General features: G+C 42.2%; 23 protein-coding genes and 1 rRNA gene. 8 read left to right on the plus strand and 16 right to left on the minus strand.

Going from position 1 to position 24,438, the window contains the following annotated elements; translation table 11 throughout:
• Nucleotides 1-29 precede the first annotated feature (29 nt).
• From MK127_00070 to MK127_00080, 3 genes are all read left to right on the plus strand, one after another.
• On the plus strand, nucleotides 30-902 hold the full coding sequence (locus MK127_00070) for a hypothetical protein (GenBank protein MCH2531202.1): 873 nt from the start codon (nucleotides 30-32) through the stop codon (nucleotides 900-902).
• Nucleotides 903-982: 80 nt separating this feature from the next.
• Nucleotides 983-1,297, plus strand: coding sequence for a metal-sulfur cluster assembly factor (locus MK127_00075; protein ID MCH2531203.1), 315 nt, complete (start codon nucleotides 983-985; stop codon nucleotides 1,295-1,297).
• 50 nt (nucleotides 1,298-1,347) lie between these two features.
• Nucleotides 1,348-2,175, plus strand: coding sequence for an Mrp/NBP35 family ATP-binding protein (locus tag MK127_00080; protein ID MCH2531204.1), 828 nt, complete (start codon nucleotides 1,348-1,350; stop codon nucleotides 2,173-2,175).
• Between the two features lies 1 nt (nucleotide 2,176).
• Here the strand turns inward: MK127_00080 and MK127_00085 are convergent, their stop codons facing one another.
• The 11 genes from MK127_00085 to MK127_00135 all read right to left on the minus strand — a co-directional run bounded on the left by MK127_00085 (nucleotide 2,177) and on the right by MK127_00135 (nucleotide 11,345).
• On the minus strand, nucleotides 2,177-4,414 hold the full coding sequence (locus MK127_00085) for a DUF87 domain-containing protein (protein MCH2531205.1): 2,238 nt from the start codon (nucleotides 4,412-4,414) through the stop codon (nucleotides 2,177-2,179).
• A gap of 85 nt (nucleotides 4,415-4,499) precedes the next feature.
• Nucleotides 4,500-6,158, minus strand: a complete 1,659-nt coding sequence (locus tag MK127_00090) for a ribonuclease J (GenBank protein ID MCH2531206.1) — start codon at nucleotides 6,156-6,158, stop codon at nucleotides 4,500-4,502.
• Entirely contained in the window at nucleotides 6,158-6,802 is a 645-nt protein-coding gene (locus tag MK127_00095) for a uracil-DNA glycosylase (GenBank protein ID MCH2531207.1), read from the minus strand. The genes MK127_00090 and MK127_00095 overlap by 1 nt, the downstream gene beginning before the upstream one ends.
• A gap of 11 nt (nucleotides 6,803-6,813) precedes the next feature.
• Nucleotides 6,814-7,071 (minus strand): acyl carrier protein, encoded by a 258-nt coding sequence (locus MK127_00100; GenBank protein ID MCH2531208.1) that lies wholly within the window; start codon nucleotides 7,069-7,071, stop codon nucleotides 6,814-6,816.
• A 46-nt stretch (nucleotides 7,072-7,117) separates the two neighbouring features.
• Complete coding sequence (gene nusB, locus MK127_00105; GenBank protein MCH2531209.1) at nucleotides 7,118-7,591, minus strand: transcription antitermination factor NusB; 474 nt, start codon at nucleotides 7,589-7,591, stop codon at nucleotides 7,118-7,120.
• Nucleotides 7,592-7,615: 24 nt separating this feature from the next.
• On the minus strand, nucleotides 7,616-8,527 hold the full coding sequence (fabD, locus tag MK127_00110; GenBank protein ID MCH2531210.1) for an ACP S-malonyltransferase: 912 nt from the start codon (nucleotides 8,525-8,527) through the stop codon (nucleotides 7,616-7,618).
• Nucleotides 8,528-8,534: 7 nt separating this feature from the next.
• Nucleotides 8,535-8,726 (minus strand): 50S ribosomal protein L32, encoded by a 192-nt coding sequence (rpmF, locus tag MK127_00115; GenBank protein MCH2531211.1) that lies wholly within the window; start codon nucleotides 8,724-8,726, stop codon nucleotides 8,535-8,537.
• Nucleotides 8,710-9,261 carry a DUF177 domain-containing protein gene (locus MK127_00120; GenBank protein MCH2531212.1) on the minus strand — a complete coding sequence of 184 codons (552 nt, stop codon included), beginning with the start codon at nucleotides 9,259-9,261 and terminating at the stop codon, nucleotides 8,710-8,712. The genes rpmF and MK127_00120 overlap by 17 nt, the downstream gene beginning before the upstream one ends.
• Nucleotides 9,262-9,313: 52 nt before the next feature.
• A complete protein-coding gene (locus MK127_00125; protein ID MCH2531213.1) occupies nucleotides 9,314-9,733 on the minus strand; it encodes a cobalamin B12-binding domain-containing protein in 420 nt (139 codons plus the stop codon).
• Nucleotides 9,726-10,163: a VOC family protein gene (locus tag MK127_00130; protein MCH2531214.1), complete on the minus strand. Its 438-nt coding sequence runs from the start codon at nucleotides 10,161-10,163 to the stop codon at nucleotides 9,726-9,728. Before MK127_00130 ends, MK127_00125 begins: the two co-directional genes overlap by 8 nt.
• Before the next feature lie 24 nt (nucleotides 10,164-10,187).
• A complete protein-coding gene (locus MK127_00135; GenBank protein ID MCH2531215.1) occupies nucleotides 10,188-11,345 on the minus strand; it encodes an acyl-CoA dehydrogenase family protein in 1,158 nt (385 codons plus the stop codon).
• 80 nt (nucleotides 11,346-11,425) lie between these two features.
• Here MK127_00135 and rsmI point away from each other — a divergent pair, with 80 nt between their 5' ends.
• From rsmI to MK127_00150, 3 genes are read left to right on the plus strand one after another with little or no spacing between them, the layout of a single operon-like run.
• Nucleotides 11,426-12,247 carry a 16S rRNA (cytidine(1402)-2'-O)-methyltransferase gene (rsmI, locus tag MK127_00140; GenBank protein ID MCH2531216.1) on the plus strand — a complete coding sequence of 274 codons (822 nt, stop codon included), beginning with the start codon at nucleotides 11,426-11,428 and terminating at the stop codon, nucleotides 12,245-12,247.
• A 46-nt stretch (nucleotides 12,248-12,293) separates the two neighbouring features.
• Nucleotides 12,294-13,961 (plus strand): methionine--tRNA ligase, encoded by a 1,668-nt coding sequence (gene metG / locus MK127_00145; protein ID MCH2531217.1) that lies wholly within the window; start codon nucleotides 12,294-12,296, stop codon nucleotides 13,959-13,961.
• 18 nt (nucleotides 13,962-13,979) lie between these two features.
• Complete coding sequence (locus tag MK127_00150; protein MCH2531218.1) at nucleotides 13,980-14,975, plus strand: polyprenyl synthetase family protein; 996 nt, start codon at nucleotides 13,980-13,982, stop codon at nucleotides 14,973-14,975.
• Here the strand turns inward: MK127_00150 and lipA are convergent.
• The 5 genes from lipA to rrf form a co-directional block, all read right to left on the minus strand.
• Nucleotides 14,972-15,850 (minus strand): lipoyl synthase, encoded by an 879-nt coding sequence (gene lipA / locus MK127_00155; GenBank protein ID MCH2531219.1) that lies wholly within the window; start codon nucleotides 15,848-15,850, stop codon nucleotides 14,972-14,974. The genes MK127_00150 and lipA overlap by 4 nt on opposite strands.
• Nucleotides 15,851-15,920: 70 nt before the next feature.
• Nucleotides 15,921-17,294 (minus strand): DNA repair protein RadA, encoded by a 1,374-nt coding sequence (gene radA / locus MK127_00160; GenBank protein MCH2531220.1) that lies wholly within the window; start codon nucleotides 17,292-17,294, stop codon nucleotides 15,921-15,923.
• A gap of 96 nt (nucleotides 17,295-17,390) precedes the next feature.
• Nucleotides 17,391-19,871: an ATP-dependent Clp protease ATP-binding subunit gene (locus MK127_00165; GenBank protein MCH2531221.1), complete on the minus strand. Its 2,481-nt coding sequence runs from the start codon at nucleotides 19,869-19,871 to the stop codon at nucleotides 17,391-17,393.
• Nucleotides 19,872-19,920: 49 nt separating this feature from the next.
• Nucleotides 19,921-21,063: a S1 RNA-binding domain-containing protein gene (locus MK127_00170; protein MCH2531222.1), complete on the minus strand. Its 1,143-nt coding sequence runs from the start codon at nucleotides 21,061-21,063 to the stop codon at nucleotides 19,921-19,923.
• 147 nt (nucleotides 21,064-21,210) lie between these two features.
• Nucleotides 21,211-21,327, minus strand: a 5S ribosomal RNA gene (gene rrf / locus MK127_00175).
• 208 nt (nucleotides 21,328-21,535) lie between these two features.
• On the opposite strand from rrf, the gene rplS reads away from it, so the two are divergent.
• Both rplS and priA read left to right on the plus strand, forming a co-directional pair.
• Nucleotides 21,536-21,889, plus strand: coding sequence for a 50S ribosomal protein L19 (rplS, locus tag MK127_00180; GenBank protein ID MCH2531223.1), 354 nt, complete (start codon nucleotides 21,536-21,538; stop codon nucleotides 21,887-21,889).
• A gap of 48 nt (nucleotides 21,890-21,937) precedes the next feature.
• Entirely contained in the window at nucleotides 21,938-24,418 is a 2,481-nt protein-coding gene (priA, locus tag MK127_00185; GenBank protein MCH2531224.1) for a primosomal protein N', read from the plus strand.
• The last annotated feature ends 20 nt before the right edge of the window (nucleotides 24,419-24,438 follow it).

Below are 24,438 nucleotides of genomic sequence, written 5' to 3' on the forward strand. Positions count from 1 at the left end.
CCTTTAGTATGAGCCTTTTAATAAGTTGTATGCCAGCCCCAGAATTAAACTCGTCGACACTTCCTGTAGGGTTTGATGACTCAAATACATTTATTCATTCAGCAAATTTAGGATTATACATTGGCAGCGACGCCCCGATTAATTCTTTTCTACAAATTGACGAAGGAATTCCTTTAGAGAGTATGGAATTAAGAGCTAAATTAATCCCTACTGATTTGGCTATACGCTTGAAGCTCCGAGAACTGAAAGAGCAAGAATTTCCAGGACGGGCAGAAGATATATTCGGCAAATTCTATGGAGACTCAATAGTGATAGATAATCAGCATAATCAAATTATGTTGATTAATAATGAATCTCAATGGAGCAGGCAGGCGAGTAAACTTTGGATGACTGCGGTTATGGGGAAAAGCGCGATGGATCCTGAGCTGCGAGAGTTGTTGTCATTCCTACCTCAAAATCCTTCTTCTGAAATTCAGGCAGTTGGCTATGTTCGTAATGTTGATACTTTATATGGTGATGTGTTTAGCCATGTAAGTAATTCTTTAAGGGCAGTTGATGGATTTTTAAACTTTTTGAGATCAAATCTAGTTATTGCTGCAGGGTATGGTGAAATCAATGCAACAGACTGGCAAAAACTTAGAAACAACCAGAACTTTACCGGGATTATTGCTTTAGCTCGTAGCAGTTACCCAGGCTTCCTCTCCGAAATAATTTGCGATCAATTTTTCCAAAACTTTTCTTTTGAGCACTTGAGCACAAATGGGCATAAATGGCATATCCTGGATACACGCGAAGATTCTCACATAATGACTAAGTGCCAAGAAGATTTAATTTACCTAGTACTGACACCTAACCTGGATAAGGCAATGACCTTGGCCAAGGTCATTGACCTCGATAGTTGATTCTCTTAATGAGCTATTTGTAACTAAAACTAACTGAAATACAAAAAATTTTGGTAAAATCATTGAAATGGAGGTCTGCTATGAGTGCTGAAGTAACAGTTGAGGAAGTAACAGAGGCCTTGAAGGACGTATACGACCCTGAAATACCTGTGAATGTAGTAGATTTAGGGTTGATTTATGGAGTTCAAGTAGATGATGACAGTAACGTTCATGTGGATATGACGCTAACTGCCGCTGGTTGTGGCATGGGGCCATTTATTGCACAGCAGGCGGAATGGGCTATCGCAGATCTTGACGGGGTTAGAGACGTGAATGTTGAGATTTCCTTCGATCCTCCTTGGACCCCCGAACGTATAACGGAAGACGGGCGAAAAATGCTCGGGCTTGATGATTAGATTGAACTAATATTTCTATGGGAGCATTGCTCGGGAGGGCTACACGTTCGATGACAATGAGCGAGGAGCAGAGACAGGCACGTCTAGCACAGATTAAGAAACAATGGGAGCAGCGGCGAGCTATAAGCCGTTCTCTTGGCAAGATTAAGACTAAGATAGGTGTTTATAGCGCTAAAGGCGGAGTTGGGAAGACTACAGTGGCTGTTAATTTGGCAGCGTTCTTAGCAAAAAAAGGTTATTCAGTAGGCCTTCTTGATGCAGATATTGATACTCCTAACGCCCCTGAGGTTTTAGGAACGGATAGTTATCCAGAAACAGAGGATGGCCGTATTTCTCCGGCTGTTGCACACGGGGTAAAAACCGTTTCTATGTCGTACTTTCAACAAAATAGAGAAGAGGCCATTATCTGGCGTGGTCCAATGATACATAACGCAATTAATCAGTTCCTCCAAATGACAGATTGGGGTGAAGTTGATTTTTTGATTGTTGATATGCCCCCTGGCACCTCAGATGCTCCTCTAACGGTGATGCAAGTCCTGACAATGCATGGATTTGTTGTTGTGGCGACTCCACAAAATTTGGCAGCGTTAGATGCTAAGAGATCTATCAATATGATAAGGAAGCTTAATGTTGAAGTACTTGGTGTTGTTGAGAATTATACGGGCGAGATCTTTGGTTCTGGGGCTGGGAAGCAATTAGCTAAAGATTTGGAGTTGCCTTTCTTGGGCGAGATACAACTAAGAGCCGTATATAAAGACATGGATATTCCACCAGTATTAGGCGATCAAGAAATAGAGGAGGAATACAACTCAATTTGGAGATCTCTAGAAGAGCAGTTACAAAAACTTGAATTTATGCCAGATCAAATTCAAGAATGATTTATCGATAGCGATCGGGAAGGTAAATTACCTCCCGGGCTTTGCCAGGCTCGCTCGTGGAAGCTACGATGCCTTGTTGTTCTAATTGATCCATTAATCGGGCGGCACGAGGGTAGCCAACCCTAAGCTTACGTTGAATTAGAGATGTAGATAATTGCTTATCATTTGCAGCTAATTTCATTACACGATCGTATAATGAATCGTTCTCATCAAAATCTGGATCACTACTGCTTTCTGCTTGAGCGACTTCTGCTTCCCTAGCGAGTTCTTCTAATGGAATTTCAGGTACGTTTATGTTGGTAGGTTGCTCACGCCAGTGCTCACTCAAAAGCTCAGATTCTTTTTCTGAGATAAAAACACCTTGGATCCTTCGAGCTTTAGGTGAATCAGCAGAAAGAAAAAGCATGTCCCCTCTACCTAATAGTCTCTCTGCTCCTGCTGTATCCAAAATGGTTCTAGAATCAACTTGTGATGCTACTGCGAAAGAAATCCTACTGGGGAAATTAGCCTTGATGAGTCCAGTAACTACATCAACTGAAGGTCGTTGAGTGGCGACAATTAAATGAATTCCCGTTGCTCTACCTAGCTGTGCTAGTCGGCAAATTGATTGCTCGACTTCAAACGAGGCAGTCATCATTAAATCAGCAAGTTCATCTATGCATATAACAAAATAAGGGAGATTTTCTTCCCGCCTTTCACTACTGTTATAAGATTGGATATTTCTTACTCCTGCCTGCTCAAGCAATTTATACCTGCGCAGCATCTCGTGGATTGCTCCTCTCAGGAGTCGAACAACACGATCCGCATCTACTACAACAGGCGTTACTAAGTGAGGAATCCCGTTATACGGAGTTAGTTCTACACGTTTAGGATCAACAAGCAGCATACGAACTTTTTCGGGTGATTGGTGAGTGATAAGCGAAGAGATAATAGTATTTATGCAAACGCTTTTACCGCTACCAGTTGCACCTGCAATTAATAGGTGTGGCATCTTTAGCAAATCAATCGTGATAGGCTCTCCGGCTGATGCAAGTCCAAGGGCAACTGGTAGTGAATCTGAATGGATCTTTTCTTGGTATTCCTTTGATTCCATAACTGTGCGAATTGTTACCAGCGTGGAGTCTTTGTTCGGAACTTCAACCCCTACTACCGATTCACCAGGCACTGGAGCCTCTATTCGCAAGCTAGGCGCAGCAAGAGCTAATGCTAAATCTTTTTCTCTTGCAATAATGCTATCGACTTTTACCCGATTTCGCGCCTGTGCTTTGATATCTTCTTGCAAATTTTGAGAGGGATTTTGGTCTCTGGTATTTCTTGGTTTTCTATTCCAACCTGGTACAAGCCCGAACATCGTGACACTGGGACCAGGTCGGATTTCAGCTACACTAACTTCTACACCATGCTCAGCAAGAGTTTCTTCAATTAAGGCTGCGGTGGATTGATGCGAGCCTGAAACAGATGCAGCAGAAATAGAAGGGGAAAGCAATGAAAGCGGAGGGAGCTTTGTAATAGACGGTTTATGTTTGCGTTTTGCCGTAGTAATTAGCTCTTGGTCTATTCCGAGAGCAGTGGCTTCAGATGCCAATGGGCCAGAGTCCGGAACAGACGAGGCGTATAATTCGTCAATGTCTTCAATCCAGTCTTCCTCTTGTTCAGTTGCTTCCAACATTAAATATTCACGCTTAGGATTGGAAGCGAAATGCTCTTGCATTTGGCGGCCTAAAGGATTACGAGCATTACTGAATTTATTTCGCCCCATTTTGAACGAATGGTTAAAAAGCCTAGATGAGCGCTTTGCAAGACTTAATAAAGTTTTTGTTGAAGTTCTTGGGAATATGAAATATATGCCAGCAATAAGAGGAAGGCTTGTGCGCAGAAGACCTAGGATTCCTTCGCTTCCACGGATATTAATACCTACATTTCCTCCAAGAACATGATTTCCAATAATTGGTAAATCTGCTTGAAAATAAGACATTAAAGAAAATGAGCTGGAAGTTAAAATACCGAAGCCAATGACGTAACGCCATTTTTTAAATATTCCTAGGAAACTATTTGCCAACAACCAAAGAACCCATACAAACCAGATACTTAGAGGTATGATTCCCACCCCGAGGGAAAATAATATTTCTTGTGCTCCAGACTCCAAGGGCTTAATCAGCCAGCTTGGCTGGAGAATATATATGGACGTTAGAGCCAGCCCTGCTACAAAAGCAAAGGTAAGCCCATATCGTGTTGTCACCAGCCATTTAAATATTTTCACGTATAAACGATATCTTAAATTGAGCTAAATTTAATAGGGTTTGAACTCTTGTTTTAGAAGGCTGTTAATGCTTAATTAAGGTAGTGACTATCATCGGGCGTTTTTTTGTTTCTTTGCTAAAGAAAGGCTTCAGTACTTCAGCAAAGATACGGTTGAGGCTTGCTTCGTCATGGTCTTCCAAATTGACGGATTTTATAGATTCAATGAGAAGATCCTTCGCGGTTTCTATTACTTTATTACTACCGTCGTCTATGTCAACAAAACCTTTGGAAACTATTTCGATACCTGGGGCGAAGCTATTTTCTGCGAAGGAAGTTACTACTACTAGGACAATCCCATTTCTTCCTAAAGTGCGCCTGTTTTGAATGATATTTGCGGGCAGATCCCACATTTGAAGGCCGTCAATCACGATATCGCCAGCGGGGATTTTTTCGAGTAATTTTGCACTATTAGCATCAATCCCGAGTACATCTCCATCTTGAAGGACAAAAATATTTTGTTGAATTACGCCTACTTCTTTTGCGAGTTCACTGTGTGCTACTAGCATCCTATATTCCCCATGTATTGGGATGAAATATTTAGGAGTAAGAAGCCTTAGCATCAGTTTTAGTTCTTCTTGGCTTGCATGTCCAGGAACATGAACTCCCGGTATATTTCTGCGTGTAATGACTTTTGCGCCTTGCTTAGTAAGGCCATCAATTACTGATGCAACGGCTACTTCATTTCCAGGTATAGGTGATGCAGAAATAATAACTGTGTCTCCTTCAGAAATGGAGATCTCCCGATGGCGCCGGTTTGCGATTCTAGTCAAAACGGACATTGGCTCTCCTTGGGCACCAGTCAACACAATTAATTGAGATTCATTTTGAAGAGAATTCAGTTGTTCTAATGGAATGATGGTTTGTGAATGAGCCTTCAGGTAACCTCTTTCAAGAGACATTGTCATATTGTTAACCATTGAACGGCCTAACAAAGACACTTTGCGGTTGTGCCTTATTGCAACGTCGACGACTTGCTGAACCCGAGCTATCAATGATGCAAAAGTGGCGACCAAAACTCTTCCTGTAGCTTTTCCGATAACCCAATCGAGCGTTTCTGTTACGGTTTTTTCTGATGGCGTGTAGCCAGGAACCTCAGCATATGTTGAATCAGAAAGTAGGAGTAATACGCCCTCTTTTCCTATTTCTCCCAATCGTTGGAGATCGGCGGCTCTGTTATCAATAGGCGTATGATCGATTTTGAAGTCTCCAGTATGAACGATTGTTCCTAAGGGGGTTTTGATGATCACGCCACAAGCATCCGGGATGCTATGGCTCACTTGAAAGTATTCTATGGACAATTTACCTAGCTTTATACGCTCACCTGTCTTGATCTCTTTGATTACAGATTTACTGATACTAGGGTGTTCATTTAACTTCGTTTTAATGAGGTCGCATGCAAGGGGTGGGCCATACACGGGAGCATTAATTTTCCGTAATAGGTAAGGTAGTCCACCGATATGATCCTCGTGTCCATGGGTAATTAAAATACCTTTTATACGAGCTTTATTCTCCTCAAGATAATTTGTATTGGGAAGAAGAAGATCTACACCAGGCATGTTGTCTTTAGGAAACATGAGGCCAGCATCCACGACTACAATATCTTTATCGTAGTCAATGCATAGCATGTTCTTTCCAATTTCTCCAAGCCCTCCTAAAGGGATGATTTTTATTTCTTTAGACATCAGAGCATTCTCATTTGACTAGGAGTTTTGTCGGATGAAGGATAAGGGTCTTTAGATACCTCGGGTGTTGATCTAGTCGTTGGACGATTATTAAAACTTAGAGTAACTAGTAGCTCTCCGAGCTTTAGGAAATCAGCTTGGATTGCTTCTCTTAATTTTCCGTTATGCAAGGCCGCTGCGGGATGATACAGAGGAAATAAAGTTAAATTTCCTATCTGCCGTGGCTGAGCACGAATTTTACTAATGGGTTCATTCGGGAACCAATGAGAAGCAGCATGGCGCCCCAACGGGACAATTACGTATGGGTTAAGCATATTTATCTGCCGGTCTAAATAGCTAGAACATGCTTCTTTCTCATCTGGAAACGGATCACGATTGTTTGGAGGTCTGCACTTGACTATGTTGGTGATAAAAACAGCACTTCGGTCAAGTTGAATTAACTTAAGCATTCTATCCAATATCTGCCCTGCAGCACCAACAAAAGGAATTCCTTGCCGATCTTCATTGGCACCTGGAGCTTCGCCTACAAATAAAATCTTTGCATCTACGGATCCATGGCCTGGGACGGCTAAAGTACGCGTTTTTGCGAGTGCACAAAGCTGGCAGGCTCGTATTTCATCTGAACATGTATTGATATCAGACATTTGTTCAGAAATTAATCAGACACCCCTTGTGCCTTTATAAAGTCCACTGCATCTTGAATAGTTCGAATTTTTTCAGCATCTTCATCCGATATTTTTACTTGCTTATCATCTGTAGAGAATTCTTCCTCGAATCCCATTATTAATTCGACTAGATCTAATGAGTCCGCATTAAGATCATCAACAAAGGATGCCTCTGGCTGCACGGTATCGCCGTCAGATCCTAACCTATCAACAACAACATCCTTTACTCGATCAAAAACTGTAGCCATATATTAATCCTCGCTTACCTTATTACGTATATTACCTAAGTTAATATCATTTCAAAACTTTATTATGCCTTAAGTTAGTAATGATTTCATTTGAGCTATCTAACAAAGAACCAAGCACTCCGTTAACAAATTTCCCTGAATTTTCACTCCCGAAATCCTTTGCAATTTCAATAGCTTCATTGATAACTACTTTGATCGGGATTGTCGAGCCCTGTTGCAGTTCAAATATGGCCATTCGTAGAACATTCCTATCAATTGCTGAGATTTGACTTATAGGCCATGTAGGAGCTAGCGACTGGATTATTTCGTCAAGGGATGTTTTTTGATTAAGTACACCTTCGATTTTTTCCCTAGCTAATGCATTAATTTTGGAAGAAGTTTTCCCTTTTGGAGAATGAGACTCCAGGGCAAAAGCCCAATCGTGCATTGTTAAATCACATTCATATAGAACTTTTAGGGCGAGTAACCGCACTTTTCGCTGTGGGGTTTTTTTAATCGGGGTTTTTGTAGGCTGAATCACAGGTCTATTCCAGTATCTAAATATTCAAGGTAGATCATCTAGCACGGCGTAACTCGCCATTGATATGGCACGAGCTTCTGGTGCAATTCTTTTCGCCAATCCACTTAATACGCCACCAGGCCCAAATTCAATGTAGGTGCTTACTTTTTCATTAATCAATGTGTGCATGGATTGGAGCCAATAGACGCACCCGCATAACTGTTGCTTTAATTCTGCGCGTATTTGTTCAGGCTCTGTAATGGGATCGCCTGTCGTATTTGCGATTATTGGAGAGATCGGGGTATTTATACGAATTCTTTCCAGTTCTATTTCCATTGGTTCTTGCGCTGGGCGCATTACTTCAGTATGGAACGCTCCTGCAACGTCTAAATTTATGGCCCGCCTTGCGCCTAAGGATTTTGCTCTTTCAATAGCTTGCTCTAATCCATCTAGTGGTCCGCCAATTACGATCTGTTGCGCAGAATTGACGTTTGCTACTTGTGCAGTTGTTCCTAGGCAAGCCTCAAGTGAACCTTCGTAATCTAAACCTATGAGGGCTGCCATAGAGCTTGGTTGAGCTTCGCAAGCTAATTGCATTAACATTCCACGTTTTCTTACCAGTTGCAAACCGTCAGCAAAGGATAGTGCATTGGATGCAACCAATGCAGTGTATTCACCAACACTATGGCCTGCATAATAATTAGCAGTGGCTAGGTCTTTAACTTCCTGAGCTGCACGCAGCATTGCAATACTTACGCAAAGTATTGCAGGTTGTGCATTTTCAGAACGTGTTAACTCGGCGGAAGGACCTTGAAAAATAAGCTTAGATAATGAGGTCTTTAATACGGAGTCTGCCTCTTCAAAGACAAGTTTTGCAGCATTAGAATTAGCAAAAAGATCACTACCCATACCTACCGCTTGAGAACCTTGTCCAGGGAAAAGGAAAGATGTTGTCATAAATGCGCTATTGAAGCTCAGCTTCTACTTTCAGGATATCCCTACCTCGGTAGTACCCGCACGATGGGCATGCATGATGCGGCTTCATAGGTTGATGACAACGCTGGCATTCGACTAAGCTTCCAAGCTTGATATTTTGATGCGCCCTATTTGTCCCTACTCTGGATTTGGATCTTTTGCGTTTAGGTAATGGTGCCATTAGTATTCAGTAACTCCCGTAGTTTTGCCCAGCGTTGGTCTTGGTATGGTTCGCAAGAACAGCTTGATACATTTAAATCTATTCCACATTCAGTACATATCCCTTTACAGTCTACTCTACATAAGGGCGCAATTGGCATTGTAGACAATCGGTATTGACGTAATGCCTCACTCAAATCTAATACATGGTGCGCGTCGATACTGTAAGTATCCTGGTTGATTTCGGTGTCAGCATATCGCAACTTGGCGCCAGAATTTATATCGACACTTGGTAAAAACTCGTCATCGATAGCGATCTTGTTTAATGAAGAGTAATGAACTAAGCATCGACTACATTCTAGAGATATATATATTTCTACTATTCCTGATACCCAGACACCTCGGTCGGTTCGAGTCAGTAGTACTTCGCCATCGATTTTTGATGCGCTATCTTCGTCCTCAAGATCGAGGATAGCTTGATCTAATCCGAATTTTTTGACAGAGCCAACATTAGTTTTAAGCAGCTGCGAAACATTAATTTGGAAGTCTAATTCCATATTGCACCTTGAACAACCAAGGGATTATACCTCAATTTTCAGTCTATAGAAATTATGTATGATCTGGTATATGAACTTTACTTCCGGTAATTTCTGCCACTCTAGCAATTATTTCCTCCGAACGAGAACCTGGGCTAAATATAGCGGCAACTCCCATCTCAAGTAGCATAGTGCGATCGTGAGAGGGAATGATTCCTCCTGCTATTACAGGGACGTGTTCTAAGCCGAGAGATTGAAGGCAGTTGATTACCTCAGGTATCAATTCCATATGAGCGCCAGACAATATACTTATACCCACCACGTCCACTTGCTTATCCTTTGCAAGTTGAGCGATTTCAATCGGTGTTTTCCTTATGCCGGTGAAAAATACCTCAAAGCCAGCATCTTCCAGTAGTCGCACGACCATCTTTGCACCTCTGTCGTGCCCATCCAGTCCTGGCTTTCCTATTAGGATTTTGCTTGGTTCATTCATTGTGGGATTGGTTAAATGGTGTTACCAGTTCGATTAATATTCCGTGAGTATCAGTAGGATTTGTAAACGCTATTCGACCAGTGAATCCTTCTCTAGGGCCGGTGATAATTGAAATACCTAATTTTTGTAGCTCCGAAACCTTTGTGTCTACGTTGCCGACAGTAAATGCCATATGGTGGATTCCTTCTCCATGGGTTTCTAAAAATTTGGCAATTACCGATGTTGCATTAAGTGGCTCCAACAACTCTATGTGAGTTTCTCCTTGTTCGATGAATGCTCCTCGTACTGCATGCTCATGATTGACTAAGATTGAAGCTTCAGGGGAGTCAAAAAGTTCGTAAAATTGCTCGAGTGATTTTTCTATATTCATTACGGCAATCCCAATATGGTTTAATTCCCCTACGCGTGTATCACTACTTGATAAAGTCATTATGGTTTTCCCTGGTTGTAGAATTTAATCGACGGCATATTCTTTCAATAAGCTACGTGCTATTACAATTCGTTGAATCTCAGATGTCCCTTCGTAGATCTCACTTATCCTTTGGTCACGATACATTCTTTCGATAGGGTTTTCTTTGAAAAACCCATAGCCTCCGAAGATTTGTAAAGCTTTATCCACGCAGTAATGAGCGGCTTCAGAAGCATAAACCTTTGCCATTGCTGATTCTCGGTTGTGCGAAAGGCCGTTATCTTTAAGCTGAGCTGCTCTTCGAGTTAGTAGCCTAGCCGCTTCAATTTGTGTATGCATGTCGGCAAGCATAAATTGAAGCGCTTGACGCTCTTTAAGTTTTTCCCCAAAGGTTTCTCTTTGTTGGGTGTATTTTATGGCGGCTTCAAACGCTCCTTGTGCTATACCAACTGATTGACTGGAAAGTGATATGCGGGAGGAATCTAGCACGGTCATCGCAATTTTGAACCCTTCCCCCTCTTCGCCGAGCCTATTTGAAAGAGGAACCTCCACGTTATTAAAGTTAATTTCAGCTGTACCCGAGCCTCTAATTCCCAGTTTTCCGTGCATGGGCTTCATGGTAATTCCGTTCGCATTTGAATCGACTACAAATGCTGTGGTTCCTTTGTGACCAGCGGCTCTATCAGTGGCAACAAAAATTACTATTACTCCTGATTCTTCTGCGTTGGTAATGAAAATTTTAGAACCGTTCAGGATATAGCTATCAGCATCTTGCCGTACTGCAGTAGTTTGCATATCTGCTGCGTCACTTCCTGAACTAGGCTCACTTAATGCCCATGCCACTATGCTATTCCCAGCGTTTGCTTCAGGTAAGAATCTTGAAGACTGTTCGGCATTGGCGAATTTGTCGATAGTGGAAACACCTAAAGATAAGTGAGCTAAAAGAGTTGTACTTGTTGACATGCATACGCGTGCGATTTCTTCACTGGCAATTGCAAGCTCAGCGTAGGGAGCGCCTGAACCTCCATACTCGGGACGAGAGGTCATGCCCATGAGTCCCATTTTTTTCATGGCTTCAACGCTTGCCCAGGGGAATTCTTCGTTCTCGTCCCATCGTGCCGCGTTTGGAGCAATCTCGCTGTCTGCGAATTCCCTCATGCTTTTTGAAAGTAATTTTTCGTCTTCGCTGTATAACGCTTCCATAATTTCCTTTTGTACCCCAGAGTCACTGTTTATAGTACATAATTGAATTATACCAATTGGACGAAAGGGTCAACTTAATTATGGCAGGAACGTTATTCATTGTCGCAACTCCAATTGGCAACTTGGAAGATATTACTTTTCGTGCTGTAAGGGTTTTGGGAGAAGTCGAGTTAATTGCCGCGGAAGACACACGAAGGACAAGAAAATTACTTAATCACCTAACTCTCAAAAAAAAGGTTATTAGTTTTAATGAGCATAACTCGGGTGACAGAGTAAAAAATATAGTAGAGAAATTAAGCACTATTGATATTGCGCTTGTTACAGACGCAGGGACACCTTGCATCAGTGATCCGGGAGCGTCATTGGTTGCAGAATGCTATGCCCAAGGGATTAAAGTCGTAAGTGTGCCCGGTGCTTCTTCCCTCACAGCCTCAATGGCAGTGTCCGGTTTTACAGCAAATGAATTCCTTTTCCTTGGCTTTTTAGCTCGTACTACCAATGTTCGTAAAGAAATTCTAGAGCGACATAAAACATATAGTAAACCCATAGTGATATTTGAAGCTCCTCATCGCATTCAATCTTTGCTAGCGGTAATTTTGGAAACTTTCGGAAACCGAGAATTAGCAATTTGCCGTGAGTTGACTAAATTGCACGAGGAGATTTTCAGAGGAACTGTCAAAGAGGCTTCTGAATTTTTTGAAAACCCTCGTGGAGAGTTCGTATTAGTAATACTAGGTAATAGCGAAGGTTCCATAGAAAAACCCCCTGATATAGAGGTTGTGAAAAAATCTATGGAGAAAGCCAAAATACAAGGATTTAGTCGTAGAGATGCTGCGAAAAAAGTGTCTAAAGAGCTTGGAGTTTCGCGACGCTCTGCTTACAGATTTTGGGAAACAGAGTAGGCCAGTGACTGCTAATTGTTCAGGATCCTGTTAGAATTAAGTATCCATGTCGCAAAGAATTTTGATTGGAGTAGCTTGGCCCTATGCTAATGGGCCTGCACATTTAGGGCACTTAGCAGGAGCCTATCTTCCGGCTGATGTTTTTGCCCGGTTTAATCGAATGATCGGTAATGAGGTACTTATGGTTTCGGGAAGCGATTGCCATGGAGCTCCTATTACTATGAGAGCAGACACTGAAGGCCTCAAGCCCAAGGATATTGTTGACAGGTACCATAAATCCTTCTTGGATACTTGGGACCGACTTGGCGTTTCGTTTGATTTGTTTACAACAACAATGACGGAAACTCACCGACGAATCACTCATGAAATTTGGGCTTCATTATGGGAAAAAGGATTTTTGTATGAAGCGTCGATGAAAGTAGCTTACTCTCCTTCATTTGATAGATTCTTGCCGGATCGGTATGTTCGAGGCACATGCCCCCATTGCGAATTTATTGATGCTAGAGGTGATCAGTGTGACAATTGTGGAGCAATATTGGATCCAATTGATCTTCACGACATAGCTTACGTGCTTGATGGGGTTCGCCATCAAGTCGAGATCAGGGATTCAAACCACATTTTCCTAAAGCTTAGTGCTTTCCAGGATCAATTACTTTCTTGGATTGAACCGAAAGAATATTGGCGCCCAAACGTTCGTAATTTTTCTAAAGGAATTCTCAGTGAAGGCCTTAAAGATCGTGCTGTTACCAGAAATCTAGATTGGGGTATATCAGTTCCTGTATCTGGTTATGAAGACAGAAGGATTTATGTTTGGTTTGAAGCTGTTATTGGGTACCTTTCGGCAAGCGTGGAATGGGCTGAGCTTTCAGGAGACACAGAAGCTTGGCGACCATTTTGGCAGGACTCTTCCACTAAAGCCTATTACTTCGTTGGAAAGGACAATATCCCATTTCATACTATTATTTGGCCTGCGATGCTAATGGGGAATGGTAACTATATTTTACCGTACGACGTACCAGCTAATGAATTTTTGAACCTTGAGGGACGTCAGCTTTCAACAAGCCGTAACTGGGCAGTTTGGGCTCCTGAGTACCTAGATAGGTTTGATCCTGACCCTTTGCGGTACCATTTAATTTCTAATCTTCCGGAGACAGGTGATTCAGATTTCTCATGGGCTGATTATGTTCGAAGCAATAATGACGAACTGGTAGCCACGTTTGGTAACTTGGTCCATAGGACGCTTACTCAGATATATCGCAATTTTGAAGGTAGAATTCCTACTCCTAATGCTTTGGACAAGGTGGACCAAGATTTAATAGATAAGTGCGAAGAAATTATGGATAAAGTCGCTTCTAGCTTGGGTCGAGTCAGGCTAAGGGAAGCATTAAGTACTGCGATGTTGCTTAGCCGTGAGGCCAATAGATACCTTGATCAGCGTGCTCCGTGGAAGCAAATTAAAGAAGATCCTGCATTGGCAGGGACAACATTGTACACAGCAGTTTGTGTACTTATGGTACTTCGTATAGTTATGTATCCATTTATACCGTTTAGCTCACAAAAGCTTCATGAATTGCTTGGGCAAACTGGCGAGATTCAGAATTTAGGTTGGGCAATAGAAAAACCTTTGCCGGGTACTAACATTCTTCCTCCGACACCGCTCTTCACTAAGTTAGAAGATTCAATCATTGATGAAATGGTTTCAAAACTAGGATGAATAGTTGAGGAATTGACTGTGCCTAATTCGATTAATACCGGTGAGTTGGATGAGATTAGTAATTACATTTCTGAGCCTGTAATTACAGAGTTAGAGAGTGTCGTATCCAATTTACAAGATCTAGCGGTATCTTCAGGGTTTTCAAATGATGTAGTTTCACATGCGGTTATAAGCGGCGGTAAAAAGCTTAGACCAATCATTACTCTTTTGTCAGGGGCCGCCTGCTTAAAGATTAATGAGTATGTTATTACGATGGCTACTGCGGTGGAATTGTTACATATAGCCACTTTGATTCACGACGATACGGTAGATAAGGCGGGATTACGAAGGGGACGTTCAACTGCAAGCAGCATATTTGGAGATGATATTGCAGTTCTCTTAGGGGATTATATTTTTGCTACATCAGCAATGTTTGTATGCGATACAAAGAATATACGAGTAATCCGAAGATTTTCTGAGACAATTATGGAGCTAGCTCGTGGAGAATTAGCTGAACGTTTTTCTGTATATGATTGGACGCAAGATATAGCAAAATATGAACAACGTGTCTATGACAAAACTGCCTCATTAATATGTACAGCAGCTGAATCAGGGGCAATTTTGAGTGGCTCAGAACCTTCATACGCAGAAAACCTGAAGCAGTACGGAATTAACTTGGGGATTGCTTTTCAGATAATCGACGACATTTTAGATTTCACTAGTACCGAAGAAGAACTTGGTAAGCCTGTGGGGAATGATTTGATTCAAGGAACCATTACCTTGCCTGCACTAATTTACGCTAAAAGTTACCCAGAAGATCCCGTTTTGTTAAGGCTTAAAGCAGGCAGTAGAGAAGAAATTGACCTACGAGAGTTAGTGGATAGAATCAAAGATTCGTCTGCTCTTACAGAATCTTTTGATGTTGTGGATAACTATTGTGAACTTGCGAAGCTGAACCTAGAGGTGCTTCCATACTCAAGACCAAAATCTTCATTAGAGAAATTAATTGAATATGTAAGAGTTCGGAAAAGCTAAATGGCGGTTGCTGCAGCGTGCTGTTCGTCAGCGTGGTATGAAGAACGTACAAGTGGTCCGGCTGCAACACTGTCAAAACCTAAACTGTAGGCATCTTGTTCCAGTTCTGTAAATTCAGAAGGTGTATAGAATCGGTCCATCTCGATATGCTTTTGTGAAGGCCTCAAATATTGCCCTATTGTAAGCAATTTGACTCCAACATTGCGCAAATCTTTGAATGTTTCGTGAAGTTCATCCGCTGTTTCTCCTAGCCCAACCATAAGCCCACTTTTAGTAGGAATATCAGGCGCATAGCGCTGAGCCTCCTCTAGAATAGAGAGGGATAAGTCATAATCACCTTTGCTTCTGACTGATTTGAATATTCGGCGTACAGATTCCAGGTTGTGGTTAAAGACGGCAGGTTGTGCATGCAATACCGTATGCAAAGCCGACAGATTCCCTGCAAAATCAGGAGTTAGAATTTCAACTTTGCAGTTAGGGGAACTGCGATTTATTTGATTTAAGCATTCTGCAAAAATGGAGGCACCTCCATCAGGCAAATCATCACGGTTAACTGATGTGATGACGCAGTAATTGAGGTCTAATGTCTGCACTGTTTTTGCTAATCGTAGAGGCTCTTGCAAATCAAGAGTCTGAGGTTTTCCACTAGTTACGTCGCAATATCTACACGCACGTGTGCATATGTCTCCAAGTATCATGAATGTAGCGGATTTTCGTTCCCAGCATTCTCCGATATTTGGGCAACTAGCCTCCTCACACACAGTGTGAAGATCTGCAGATCGCAAAAGTTTACGCATGCCCAAATAATTTTCCCCACCAACCCATCGTACTTTTAGCCATTCAGGCAATCTTTTCTTAGGGTTAGGTGTAGTCACAATTATTCCTTGTATATGCACATTCTGCTATCTCATCATCTACTAGACTCAGATGTAGTACAAGTTTTTACTACTTTGTAGATAGCGTTATTGCCTGCCTTAAATTGCTTACAGGCAGTATTTCAATAGGGGGTTTTAGTTTAAATTTAGATTGATTGAAATGAGGTACGATTACTTTAGTGTACCCTTGCCTATAGGCTTCATTGATTCGAGTTTCAAGGTTTGAAGCACTTCTGGTTTCTCCGTTGAGTCCTATTTCTCCAATAATCACACTTGATGGGTCTACGAGCTTGTCTAAATAGCTGGAGGCTATGGCCACTGCAATAGGTAAATCTACAGCGGTTTCTGAAATACGTAATCCACCAGGGACATTGACCATTAAATCTTGGTTCCCAAGTTGTACATTAGCGTGTCGCGATAATACCGCGGATATCATCATACTGCGATTAAAATCCACCCCGGTTATGGTCCTTCTAGGAGGGTTAAAAGTTGAAGGGTTTGTCAAAGCTTGTATTTCACAGAGGATGGGGCGAGATCCTTCAAGCGCAACTGCAATACATGATCCAGGAGAAGAAGTATCGCGTTCACTAATTAAAGCTGCAGAAGGATCCGTTAGTTGCTCCAGTCCGGTGCCTGTCATCTCAAATAATGCGACATCATTGGTGGACCCAAATCGATTTTTTGAATTTCGGATCATACGTAAATTACCGAAAGAGTCTCCCTCCAATGAAAGAACTACATCTACCATGTGTTCAAGTACTTTAGGTCCTGCTATAGCCCCTTCTTTAGTGACATGACCAGTAAAAAAAGTGGGACTTCCTGATGATTTAGCCCAATTCACGAAAATTTGAGCACATTCGCGTATTTGCACGATGCTTCCAGCAGTAGAGCTTGAGGTGGAAGATGTTAATGTTTGTATCGAATCGATGATTAGAATATCAGGAGATAAGGCTGAAAGATGAGGACCAATAGTTTCGGTATCGGTTTCAGACAAGAAATAAATTTTTGAAGTGTCTACTCCTAGTCGCTCTCCTCTAATCCGAACCTGTGTTCCAGATTCTTCACCAGAAAGGTACAGTACTTTTTTCCCTTGCTGGGTTAAAGAGTTTGCAACTTGCAGTAGGATTGTGGACTTTCCTATTCCGGGATCGCCTGCTAAAAGAAGCACCGATCCTGCTACTAATCCTCCGCCTAGAACACGATCAAACTCACTTAACCCGGAACTAATTCGGGAGCCATCTGAAATGGGTTGTTCATCGAGTGTACTTACTTGTGATTCCGTATTAACCGGAATCCTATATTGTTTGGAGGCAGATGGACTTTCTTCTTTAAATTCAATTAAAGTCCCCCAGCTATGGCATGAGGGGCAGCGGCCATTCCATTTAGGAGACGAATGACCACAATCCTGGCAAAGAAAATGAGTTTTTTGGGTAGGCCGTAACATAGGACCTCATACTGCAGCATATGTTGCTTTGGCGCAAGGCGAGAGTGTCTAGTGCCTTACAAAATAACAATTATTTAGTTGTTATCAGTGGAATTACTATGCAGTAGTAGGGGCTGGCTCAGTTTGGACTTCATGTTTTATTAACAAAGAATCAAGCGCAGGGTCTTCGTTAACATCTACAATAACTGTTTGACCTGGCTGGAATTTTCCGCTGAGGACATCTTCAGATAGTGGGTCTTCAATTTTCTGTTCAATTAAGCGTCGCAAAGGCCTGGCTCCAAATGTTGGGTCATATCCCTTTTCTCCTAGCCATGCTTTTGCAGCTTCTGTTACATCTAAGCTAAGACCTTTTTCAAGCATCGGCTTTCGGACGTCATTCAACATGAGGTCTACGATACTCACGATGTGCTCTTGGGTTAAGGCGTGAAACACGATTTGCCCGTCTATTCTATTAAGGAATTCGGGGCGGAAAAAGCGTTTAACCTCTTCTTCAACTTTTGATTTCATTTTATCGTAGGCGTTGGCTTCCATCTTTGATTGCTCTAGAGTAGCGAAGCCTAATGAAGTATCACGCTTGATTAAATCTGACCCAATGTTCGATGTCATCACAATTATAGTGTTCCTGAAATCTACTTTGCGGCCCTTTGCATCAGTTAAGTGCCCATCGTCAAATATTTGAAGCAGGAGATTGAATACTTCGGGGTGAGCTTTTTCAATTTCATCTAATAGAATGCACGTGTAGCTGCGTCGGCGAACAGCATCGGTTAGCTGCCCTCCTTCTTCGTAGCCTACATACCCAGGAGGTGCACCAATAAGTCTAGCTACGGTGTGACGTTCCATAAATTCAGACATATCTAATCGAATGATAGATTCGTCAGATCCAAACATGAACTCAGAAAGTGCACGCGCAAGCTCAGTCTTACCAACTCCAGTTGGTCCTAAGAACATAAAACTACCGATTGGTCGACGAGGGTCTTTTAATCCTGCCCGTGCGCGACGAACTGCTTTCGCTATCGAAAGAACAGCTTCATCTTGACCAATTATTCGATGGTGTATGTGCTCTTCCATTTTAAGTAATCGTTCCGTCTCTTCAACAGCCATACGTGTAACCGGTATTCCAGTCCACATACTTACTACTTCTGCTATTTCCTCACTTGTTACTGAATCTTTTTCTTCATCAGCGTTTGCCTGCCACTCCTCTTGTAATTGCTGTAGTTTTTCAGCAAGTTTCAATTCACGGTCTCGGAGCTCTGCAGCATATTCATATTGCTGTTGAGAGATTGCTTCATCTTTCTCACGACGGACTGTTTCCAAAACTTTTTTGGATTCTTTTACAGATAGTGGAGTGCCGCTTGATCGAATTCTGACCTTTGAGCCAGCTTCATCCATTAGATCAATTGCTTTATCTGGTAGGTAGCGATCCGCTATAAAACGCGAAGCCAAAGTAGCAGCAGCTTGTAGTGCTTCGTCTTCGATAGTAACGCCATGATGCTCTTCGAATTTAGCTTTTATCCCTCTAAGAATTTCGACAGTTTCTTCAGTAGAAGGTTCCTCTACATTTACTGGCTGGAAACGACGCTCTAAAGCAGGGTCTCGTTCCACATATTTACGATAGTCGTCTAGGGTGGTTGCCCCTATGCATTGCAACTCTCCACGAGCAAGCGAAGGTTTTAAAATATTAGCGGCATCGACTGCACCCTCAGCGGCACCTGCTCCGACCATGGTGTGCATTTCGTCAATGAATAAAATACAGTTACCAGCGGCTTTAATTTCTTCCACTACTTTTTTTAGCCGCTCTTCAAATTCACCGCGGTATTTAGTGCCTGCAACAAGCGCCCCCATGTCCAGAGTAACAACCCTGCGGTTTGCTAGATTCTCAGGAACATCACCTGAGGTGACTTGCTGTGCCAGTGCTTCGACAATTGCAGTTTTTCCCACGCCAGGGGGACCGATAAGAACAGGATTATTTTTTGTACGCCTGCTCAAAATTTGTAATACACGGGCGATTTCTTTACTGCGTCCTATTACAGGGTCTAATTTGTCAGCGCGGGCTGAGCTAGTCAAATCAATTCCTAGTTGATCAAGCGTGGGAGTTCTGGTACTGCTCCGACTTTGTGATTTACCTTGCGACACGCTTTGATTGAGGATACGAGTAGTTTCAGCTCGTACTTTATCGAGTGATACCCCGAGGCTTTCAAGCACTCCAGCGGCAACTCCTTCGCCTTCTCGCATAATACCAATTAGAAGGTGTTCTGTACCTATGTAGTGGTGGCTTAACCTGCGTGCTTCATCAACAGCAAGTTCAATAACTTTTTTAGCTCGAGGGGTTAGGCCAATGTCTCCAGGGGAAGGTCGCTCCCCTCGGCCGATAATGAATTCGACCGCTGATCTAACTTTTGAAAGCTCAACGTTCAAACTACTTAAAACGCGTGCGGCAACTCCGTCAGTTTCTCTGACCAAGCCTAGAAGAATATGTTCAGTACCAATGTAGTTATGATTGAAACGCTGAGCCTCTTCTTGGGCGAGCGAAAGAACTCTTCTTGCACGTTCTGAAAATTTTTCAAATCTGCTTGACATGGAGTCTCCTCTACATATCTAAACACAATAACCGAGATAAGGCGATACCTCAATCAACAGGATCAAAATATTCGGTTGGCCAATCCTCATCTTCAGCAGCTTGTTTTAGGCTGAGCCCTAGCCTGCGGCGAACCGGGTCTAGGCTGATGATTTTCAATTCAAGTGTATCCCCAATGGTCACAATATCTTTAGGGTGATTGATGTGTTTTTCAGTCAATTCTGAGATATGAATTAGTCCTTCAATCCCTTCACCAACCTTGGCAAAAGCACCAAATTCCGACAGCTTAGTTATTTGGCCAGATATAAGTTGGCCTACTGAATATTTGTCGGACGCATCCGACCATGGAGTAGGAGTAAGCCTTCGCATGCTTAGGCCTATTCGCTTTGATTCATTATCTATGCTGATGACTTCAACATTAACGGTTTGCCCGACATTGATGAAATCGTCAATTTTTTTAACGGGATTCCAAGATAATTCTGTCAAATGGACAAGTCCATCTACTCCGCCAATGTCGACAAATGCTCCGAATTTTGATATGCCCGTTACCGTACCTTCGCGGCGGTCTCCTATCACTAGTCCTTGGAGAAGCTCACCCTTTAATATATTTTTTTCTTCTTGAGTTGCATTACGTTCTGAGAAGACTGCTTTGTTTTTCTTGCGGTTTACTTCAATAGCTTTCATTGTGACTGTGCTGCCTAGTTTTCTCGTGAGCGCAACTTCTTGATCGTAGCCGGGCTCAAGAACTACATGGGAAAGCGGGATAAAACACTGTAAGCCGTCAACATTGACTACAACGCCTCCACGGTTATGCCCAGTTACTATCCCCGAAACGGATTCATTTTGCTCAAAGGAATTTTCTACTTTGGCCCAAGCAGTGATTGATTGGGCCCGGTCAAATGAAAGCATAATTTGACCATTTCGCGCTTTAGTGTCTAGAACCATAACGTCGATGGAATCTCCGATTTTGAATCGTTCGGTCGCAGGCATTGGATAAATAGATCGAATTTCACTAGAAGGGATCATTCCTTCGAATTTATAGCCTACGGAAAGAGATATACCATTTTCATCCATGCCCATAACTTGGCCTTTTACTATGCGACCTGTGCGAAGTTCAGCATGCGCTTCTTCGCTCGCAAGTAATTCAGCCATAGTAGGTTGCTCAGAATTATCGAAATTAGGCTTGTATGCCATTTAATACACCGTCAGTTATTTGCATAAAATTTTATGTTTATCCTTTGAGGCTGTAAACCCAGGAAGTGGGTATAACTGGCAGAAATAAAAATAAATTATTGTGCGATAGAAATAAAAAACCCGGGCATCGCCCGGGTATATATTTTAAGCTGGCGGTGACCTATTTTCCCAGCAAGTTGCCCTACCAGTATCGTAAGCGCTGGAGCGTTTCACTTCCGTGTTCGGGATGGGTACGGGTGGGTCCACTCCGCTCAAACCACCAACTAGAATATGATAATTCTCTCTGGATTAATTGTCAACACTGATTTTTCCGTTCCAGCAGTCTATAGACTGCTGGAACGGAAAAAGAAATTGATTAATAAAACTCGGAATCCGCACTATCTTTGTGAGGTAGGTGCAAGAATCTTGCTGTTTTTAAGTGAGGAAACTATAATTTCAGGGTTGTTTATTTCAATTGTTACTTAGGTGAACTATGGAACCGCGTGATGTAGTGGCTCTTGTGCCAAACGAAAAAATTTGTGAATTCCAATCGGGCGACACTGTAAAAGTAAATGTTTGGATTCGAGAAGGTGAGCGCCAAAGGTTACAAGGATTCCAAGGTGTTGTACTTCGCAAGAGGGCTGGTGGACCTTCTAGTTCTTTTACCGTGAGAAGAGTAGCTTCAGGTATTGGCGTAGAACGTTCATTTTTCTTCCACTCACCCAATGTAGAAAGCGTAGAGTTAGTTCGTAAGGGTATAGTCAGGCGTGCTAAGCTCTACTACTTAAGAGGCTTATCAGGTAAAGCTGCACGGATCAAGGAACGTACTATTGGCGGTAAGCGCTAGTACTGCCATTATCTAATTTCTGTAAGAATTAACGGATTGTATACTCCAGTGGTCAACACTGGAGTTGCTGTTTTGGGCGATCAGATAGATGTGATAAGCAATATAAAATTTGCTCGTGTAATCGTAGAGGCTCGCACTTCCAATCGTGACGATGCTTTTACTTATTCAATACCAGCTCATTTAGAAGTAAGGGTAGGGCAATTAGTTCGCATTCCTTTTGGATCTAGGTTCATACGAGGGATAGTAATTGAGTTGAAGGAATTTCCTGACGTTAATTACACGAAACCGATTGACTCGATTATTGAGCATGCTCCTTTAATAGATTTACAAAAATTAAGTATGGCCAAATGGATTTCAAATTACTACAGGTCATCGTTGTTCGAAGCTATTTCACCAATGCTTCCTCCAGGTCTTCGTCAGAGGCCAAGCATTCATATAGAAGTAAAGGCAGACCCTGCCACTATTGATCACATTGACTTGCAGAAAGGCGAGAAAGCCTTGATGGAATTTTTAGTTCAATCTTCTAATAGTACCTACTCGTTACAGGGATTAATTAATTCACGAGGGGCTTGGGTTAGAAATACAGTAATGCGCCTGAGTGACAAAGGTTTAATTGAGCTGGTAACTCGAGAGCATACGCGCAAACATAGCTCCGAACGTCCCAATTTTCTTGAGCTAATCTCAAAAGGCGAGAGCTTGCGTATGTTCATTACGAATCACCCCCAAGCAAAGAGACAACTCGCATTATTAAATGAATTAGCTAAGCGGAATAGATTAGAACTTGTAAGAGCCAGAAAATTCTTTGGTTCTAATGCGGTTGCTTCGATTGTAAACGCTGGTCTTGCTCGACTAATTACGGCCAATACTGCTGGCGATCGACCAGCAATCCTAGAGCTACCCAAATTGCCTACGCCTGAGCAAAAAAAAGCCCTAGATCATATAAAACAATCTCTCGATGAAAAACTTACTAGTAATGGAACAACTTGGTTGCTACATGGAATTACAGGGAGTGGAAAGACTGAAATATATCTTCAGGCGATAGCTCACTGTCTCGAATTGGGGGGTAATGCGATTGTGCTTGTCCCAGAATTAGCATTGACCCCACAAATCTTAGGCCGATTTAAAGCAAGGTTTTCTTCGAGTGTAGGTATTTTGCATAGCGGAATGACTATTAATCAACAGGGCGAAGAATGGTGGAAAATTTTAAACGGTGATCGAAACATAGTTATAGGAACACGTAGCGCTTTGTTTGCACCACTGAGTGATGTGGGATTAATCATTCTGGATGAAGAGCATGAATGGACGTATAAGCAGCAAGAACCTTCGCCTAGATACCATGCCCGTGATGTAGCAAGATATATGGCTCAAACCTTAGGATCGGTAGTTATTTTAGGAAGTGCTACTCCAGATATAGGAACTGCTTTTAAGTCCAATAGCGGCTTAATCAGAAAACTTGAATTACGCAAGAGAGTGGAACGATCTGGGGCAGAGAGAGATACCGCTAACGTTGAAATCATTGATATGCGAGAGGAATTAAAAACAGGGAACCGTAGTATCTTCAGTCGAGCACTGAAGGAGCAATTAATTGCTAATTTGGAATCAAAAAAGCAATCGATCTTATTTTTAAATCGAAGAGGCTCTTCACGAGTGATTAAGTGTCGCGAATGTGGAATTGTTGTTAATTGCAATCGTTGTTCTACGGGAATGACTTTTCATCAAAATGGAGGTCAGCAGCGGCTCTTATGTCATCATTGTGGTCGACAGAGAGAAGTCCCAATTAAATGCCCAAAATGTAGAAGTACTCGAATCAAATTTATGGGCATTGGAACTGAAGGGGTAGAGACTCAGCTTAGACAATTTCTACCGTCAGCACGTATTTTGCGATGGGATAGTGATTCTGCAAAAAATATTAAGGCGCATGAAAGGATTCTGCAGTCTTTCGCAAGCCATGATGCTGATGTATTAATAGGTACTCAGATGGTTGCAAAAGGCTTAGATATACCATCTGTAGATTTGGTTGGAGTCGTATTAGCAGACATAGGACTGCATTTGCCTGATTTCCGTGCCAGCGAGAGGACTTTTCAAACGCTTACCCAAGTTGCCGGGCGCGCAGGTCGTGGATCAGGCCAAGGTAATGTGATTATTCAATCGTACATGCCTGAACACTACGCAATTCAGGCTGCTGCTGCGCAGGATTATGAATTATTCTATGACGCTGAAATTAAATACAGGAAGGCAATGTTATATCCACCCTACACCAAAATGATTCGGTTTCAGTTAGAGCAATCTAATTACGATATCGGAGCAAAGGAATCTATGCGGTTTAAGAATTTTTTGAACAAAGTGGTTCGAGAATGGGATATGACGTCTGTCCAAGTAATTGGTCCTGCACCTTCAATACCCCATAAGATAAAAAATTCTTGGAGATGGCATATTTTTGTTCGTTCTGTCACGCCTGAATATTTAATTGACAAGATAGCTATTCCTCCAGCATGGACCGTGGATGTAGATCCTGAGAGTTTTTCTTAGCAGTATTGATGCTAGAAAAA

Source organism: Dehalococcoidia bacterium, assembly GCA_022449765.1.
Lineage (GTDB): Bacteria > Chloroflexota > Dehalococcoidia > Lucifugimonadales > Australimonadaceae > UBA2963.

Coding starts and splice junctions, on each gene's coding strand:
- MK127_00090 (MCH2531206.1), bottom strand. CDS start 6,158: ATGTCTAAAGAAATAAAAATCATCCCTTTAGGAGGGCTTGGAGAAATT.
- MK127_00165 (MCH2531221.1), bottom strand. CDS start 19,871: ATGTCAAGCAGATTTGAAAAATTTTCAGAACGTGCAAGAAGAGTTCTT.
- MK127_00120 (MCH2531212.1), bottom strand. CDS start 9,261: ATGGAATTAGACTTCCAAATTAATGTTTCGCAGCTGCTTAAAACTAAT.
- MK127_00095 (MCH2531207.1), bottom strand. CDS start 6,802: ATGTCTGATATCAATACATGTTCAGATGAAATACGAGCCTGCCAGCTT.
- radA (MCH2531220.1), bottom strand. CDS start 17,294: ATGTTACGGCCTACCCAAAAAACTCATTTTCTTTGCCAGGATTGTGGT.
- rplS (MCH2531223.1), top strand. CDS start 21,536: ATGGAACCGCGTGATGTAGTGGCTCTTGTGCCAAACGAAAAAATTTGT.
- rpmF (MCH2531211.1), bottom strand. CDS start 8,726: ATGGCACCATTACCTAAACGCAAAAGATCCAAATCCAGAGTAGGGACA.
- MK127_00080 (MCH2531204.1), top strand. CDS start 1,348: ATGACAATGAGCGAGGAGCAGAGACAGGCACGTCTAGCACAGATTAAG.
- MK127_00130 (MCH2531214.1), bottom strand. CDS start 10,163: ATGACTTTATCAAGTAGTGATACACGCGTAGGGGAATTAAACCATATT.
- MK127_00070 (MCH2531202.1), top strand. CDS start 30: ATGCCAGCCCCAGAATTAAACTCGTCGACACTTCCTGTAGGGTTTGAT.
- fabD (MCH2531210.1), bottom strand. CDS start 8,527: ATGACAACATCTTTCCTTTTCCCTGGACAAGGTTCTCAAGCGGTAGGT.
- rsmI (MCH2531216.1), top strand. CDS start 11,426: ATGGCAGGAACGTTATTCATTGTCGCAACTCCAATTGGCAACTTGGAA.
- MK127_00075 (MCH2531203.1), top strand. CDS start 983: ATGAGTGCTGAAGTAACAGTTGAGGAAGTAACAGAGGCCTTGAAGGAC.
- metG (MCH2531217.1), top strand. CDS start 12,294: ATGTCGCAAAGAATTTTGATTGGAGTAGCTTGGCCCTATGCTAATGGG.
- MK127_00135 (MCH2531215.1), bottom strand. CDS start 11,345: ATGGAAGCGTTATACAGCGAAGACGAAAAATTACTTTCAAAAAGCATG.
- MK127_00170 (MCH2531222.1), bottom strand. CDS start 21,063: ATGGCATACAAGCCTAATTTCGATAATTCTGAGCAACCTACTATGGCT.
- MK127_00100 (MCH2531208.1), bottom strand. CDS start 7,071: ATGGCTACAGTTTTTGATCGAGTAAAGGATGTTGTTGTTGATAGGTTA.
- MK127_00125 (MCH2531213.1), bottom strand. CDS start 9,733: ATGAATGAACCAAGCAAAATCCTAATAGGAAAGCCAGGACTGGATGGG.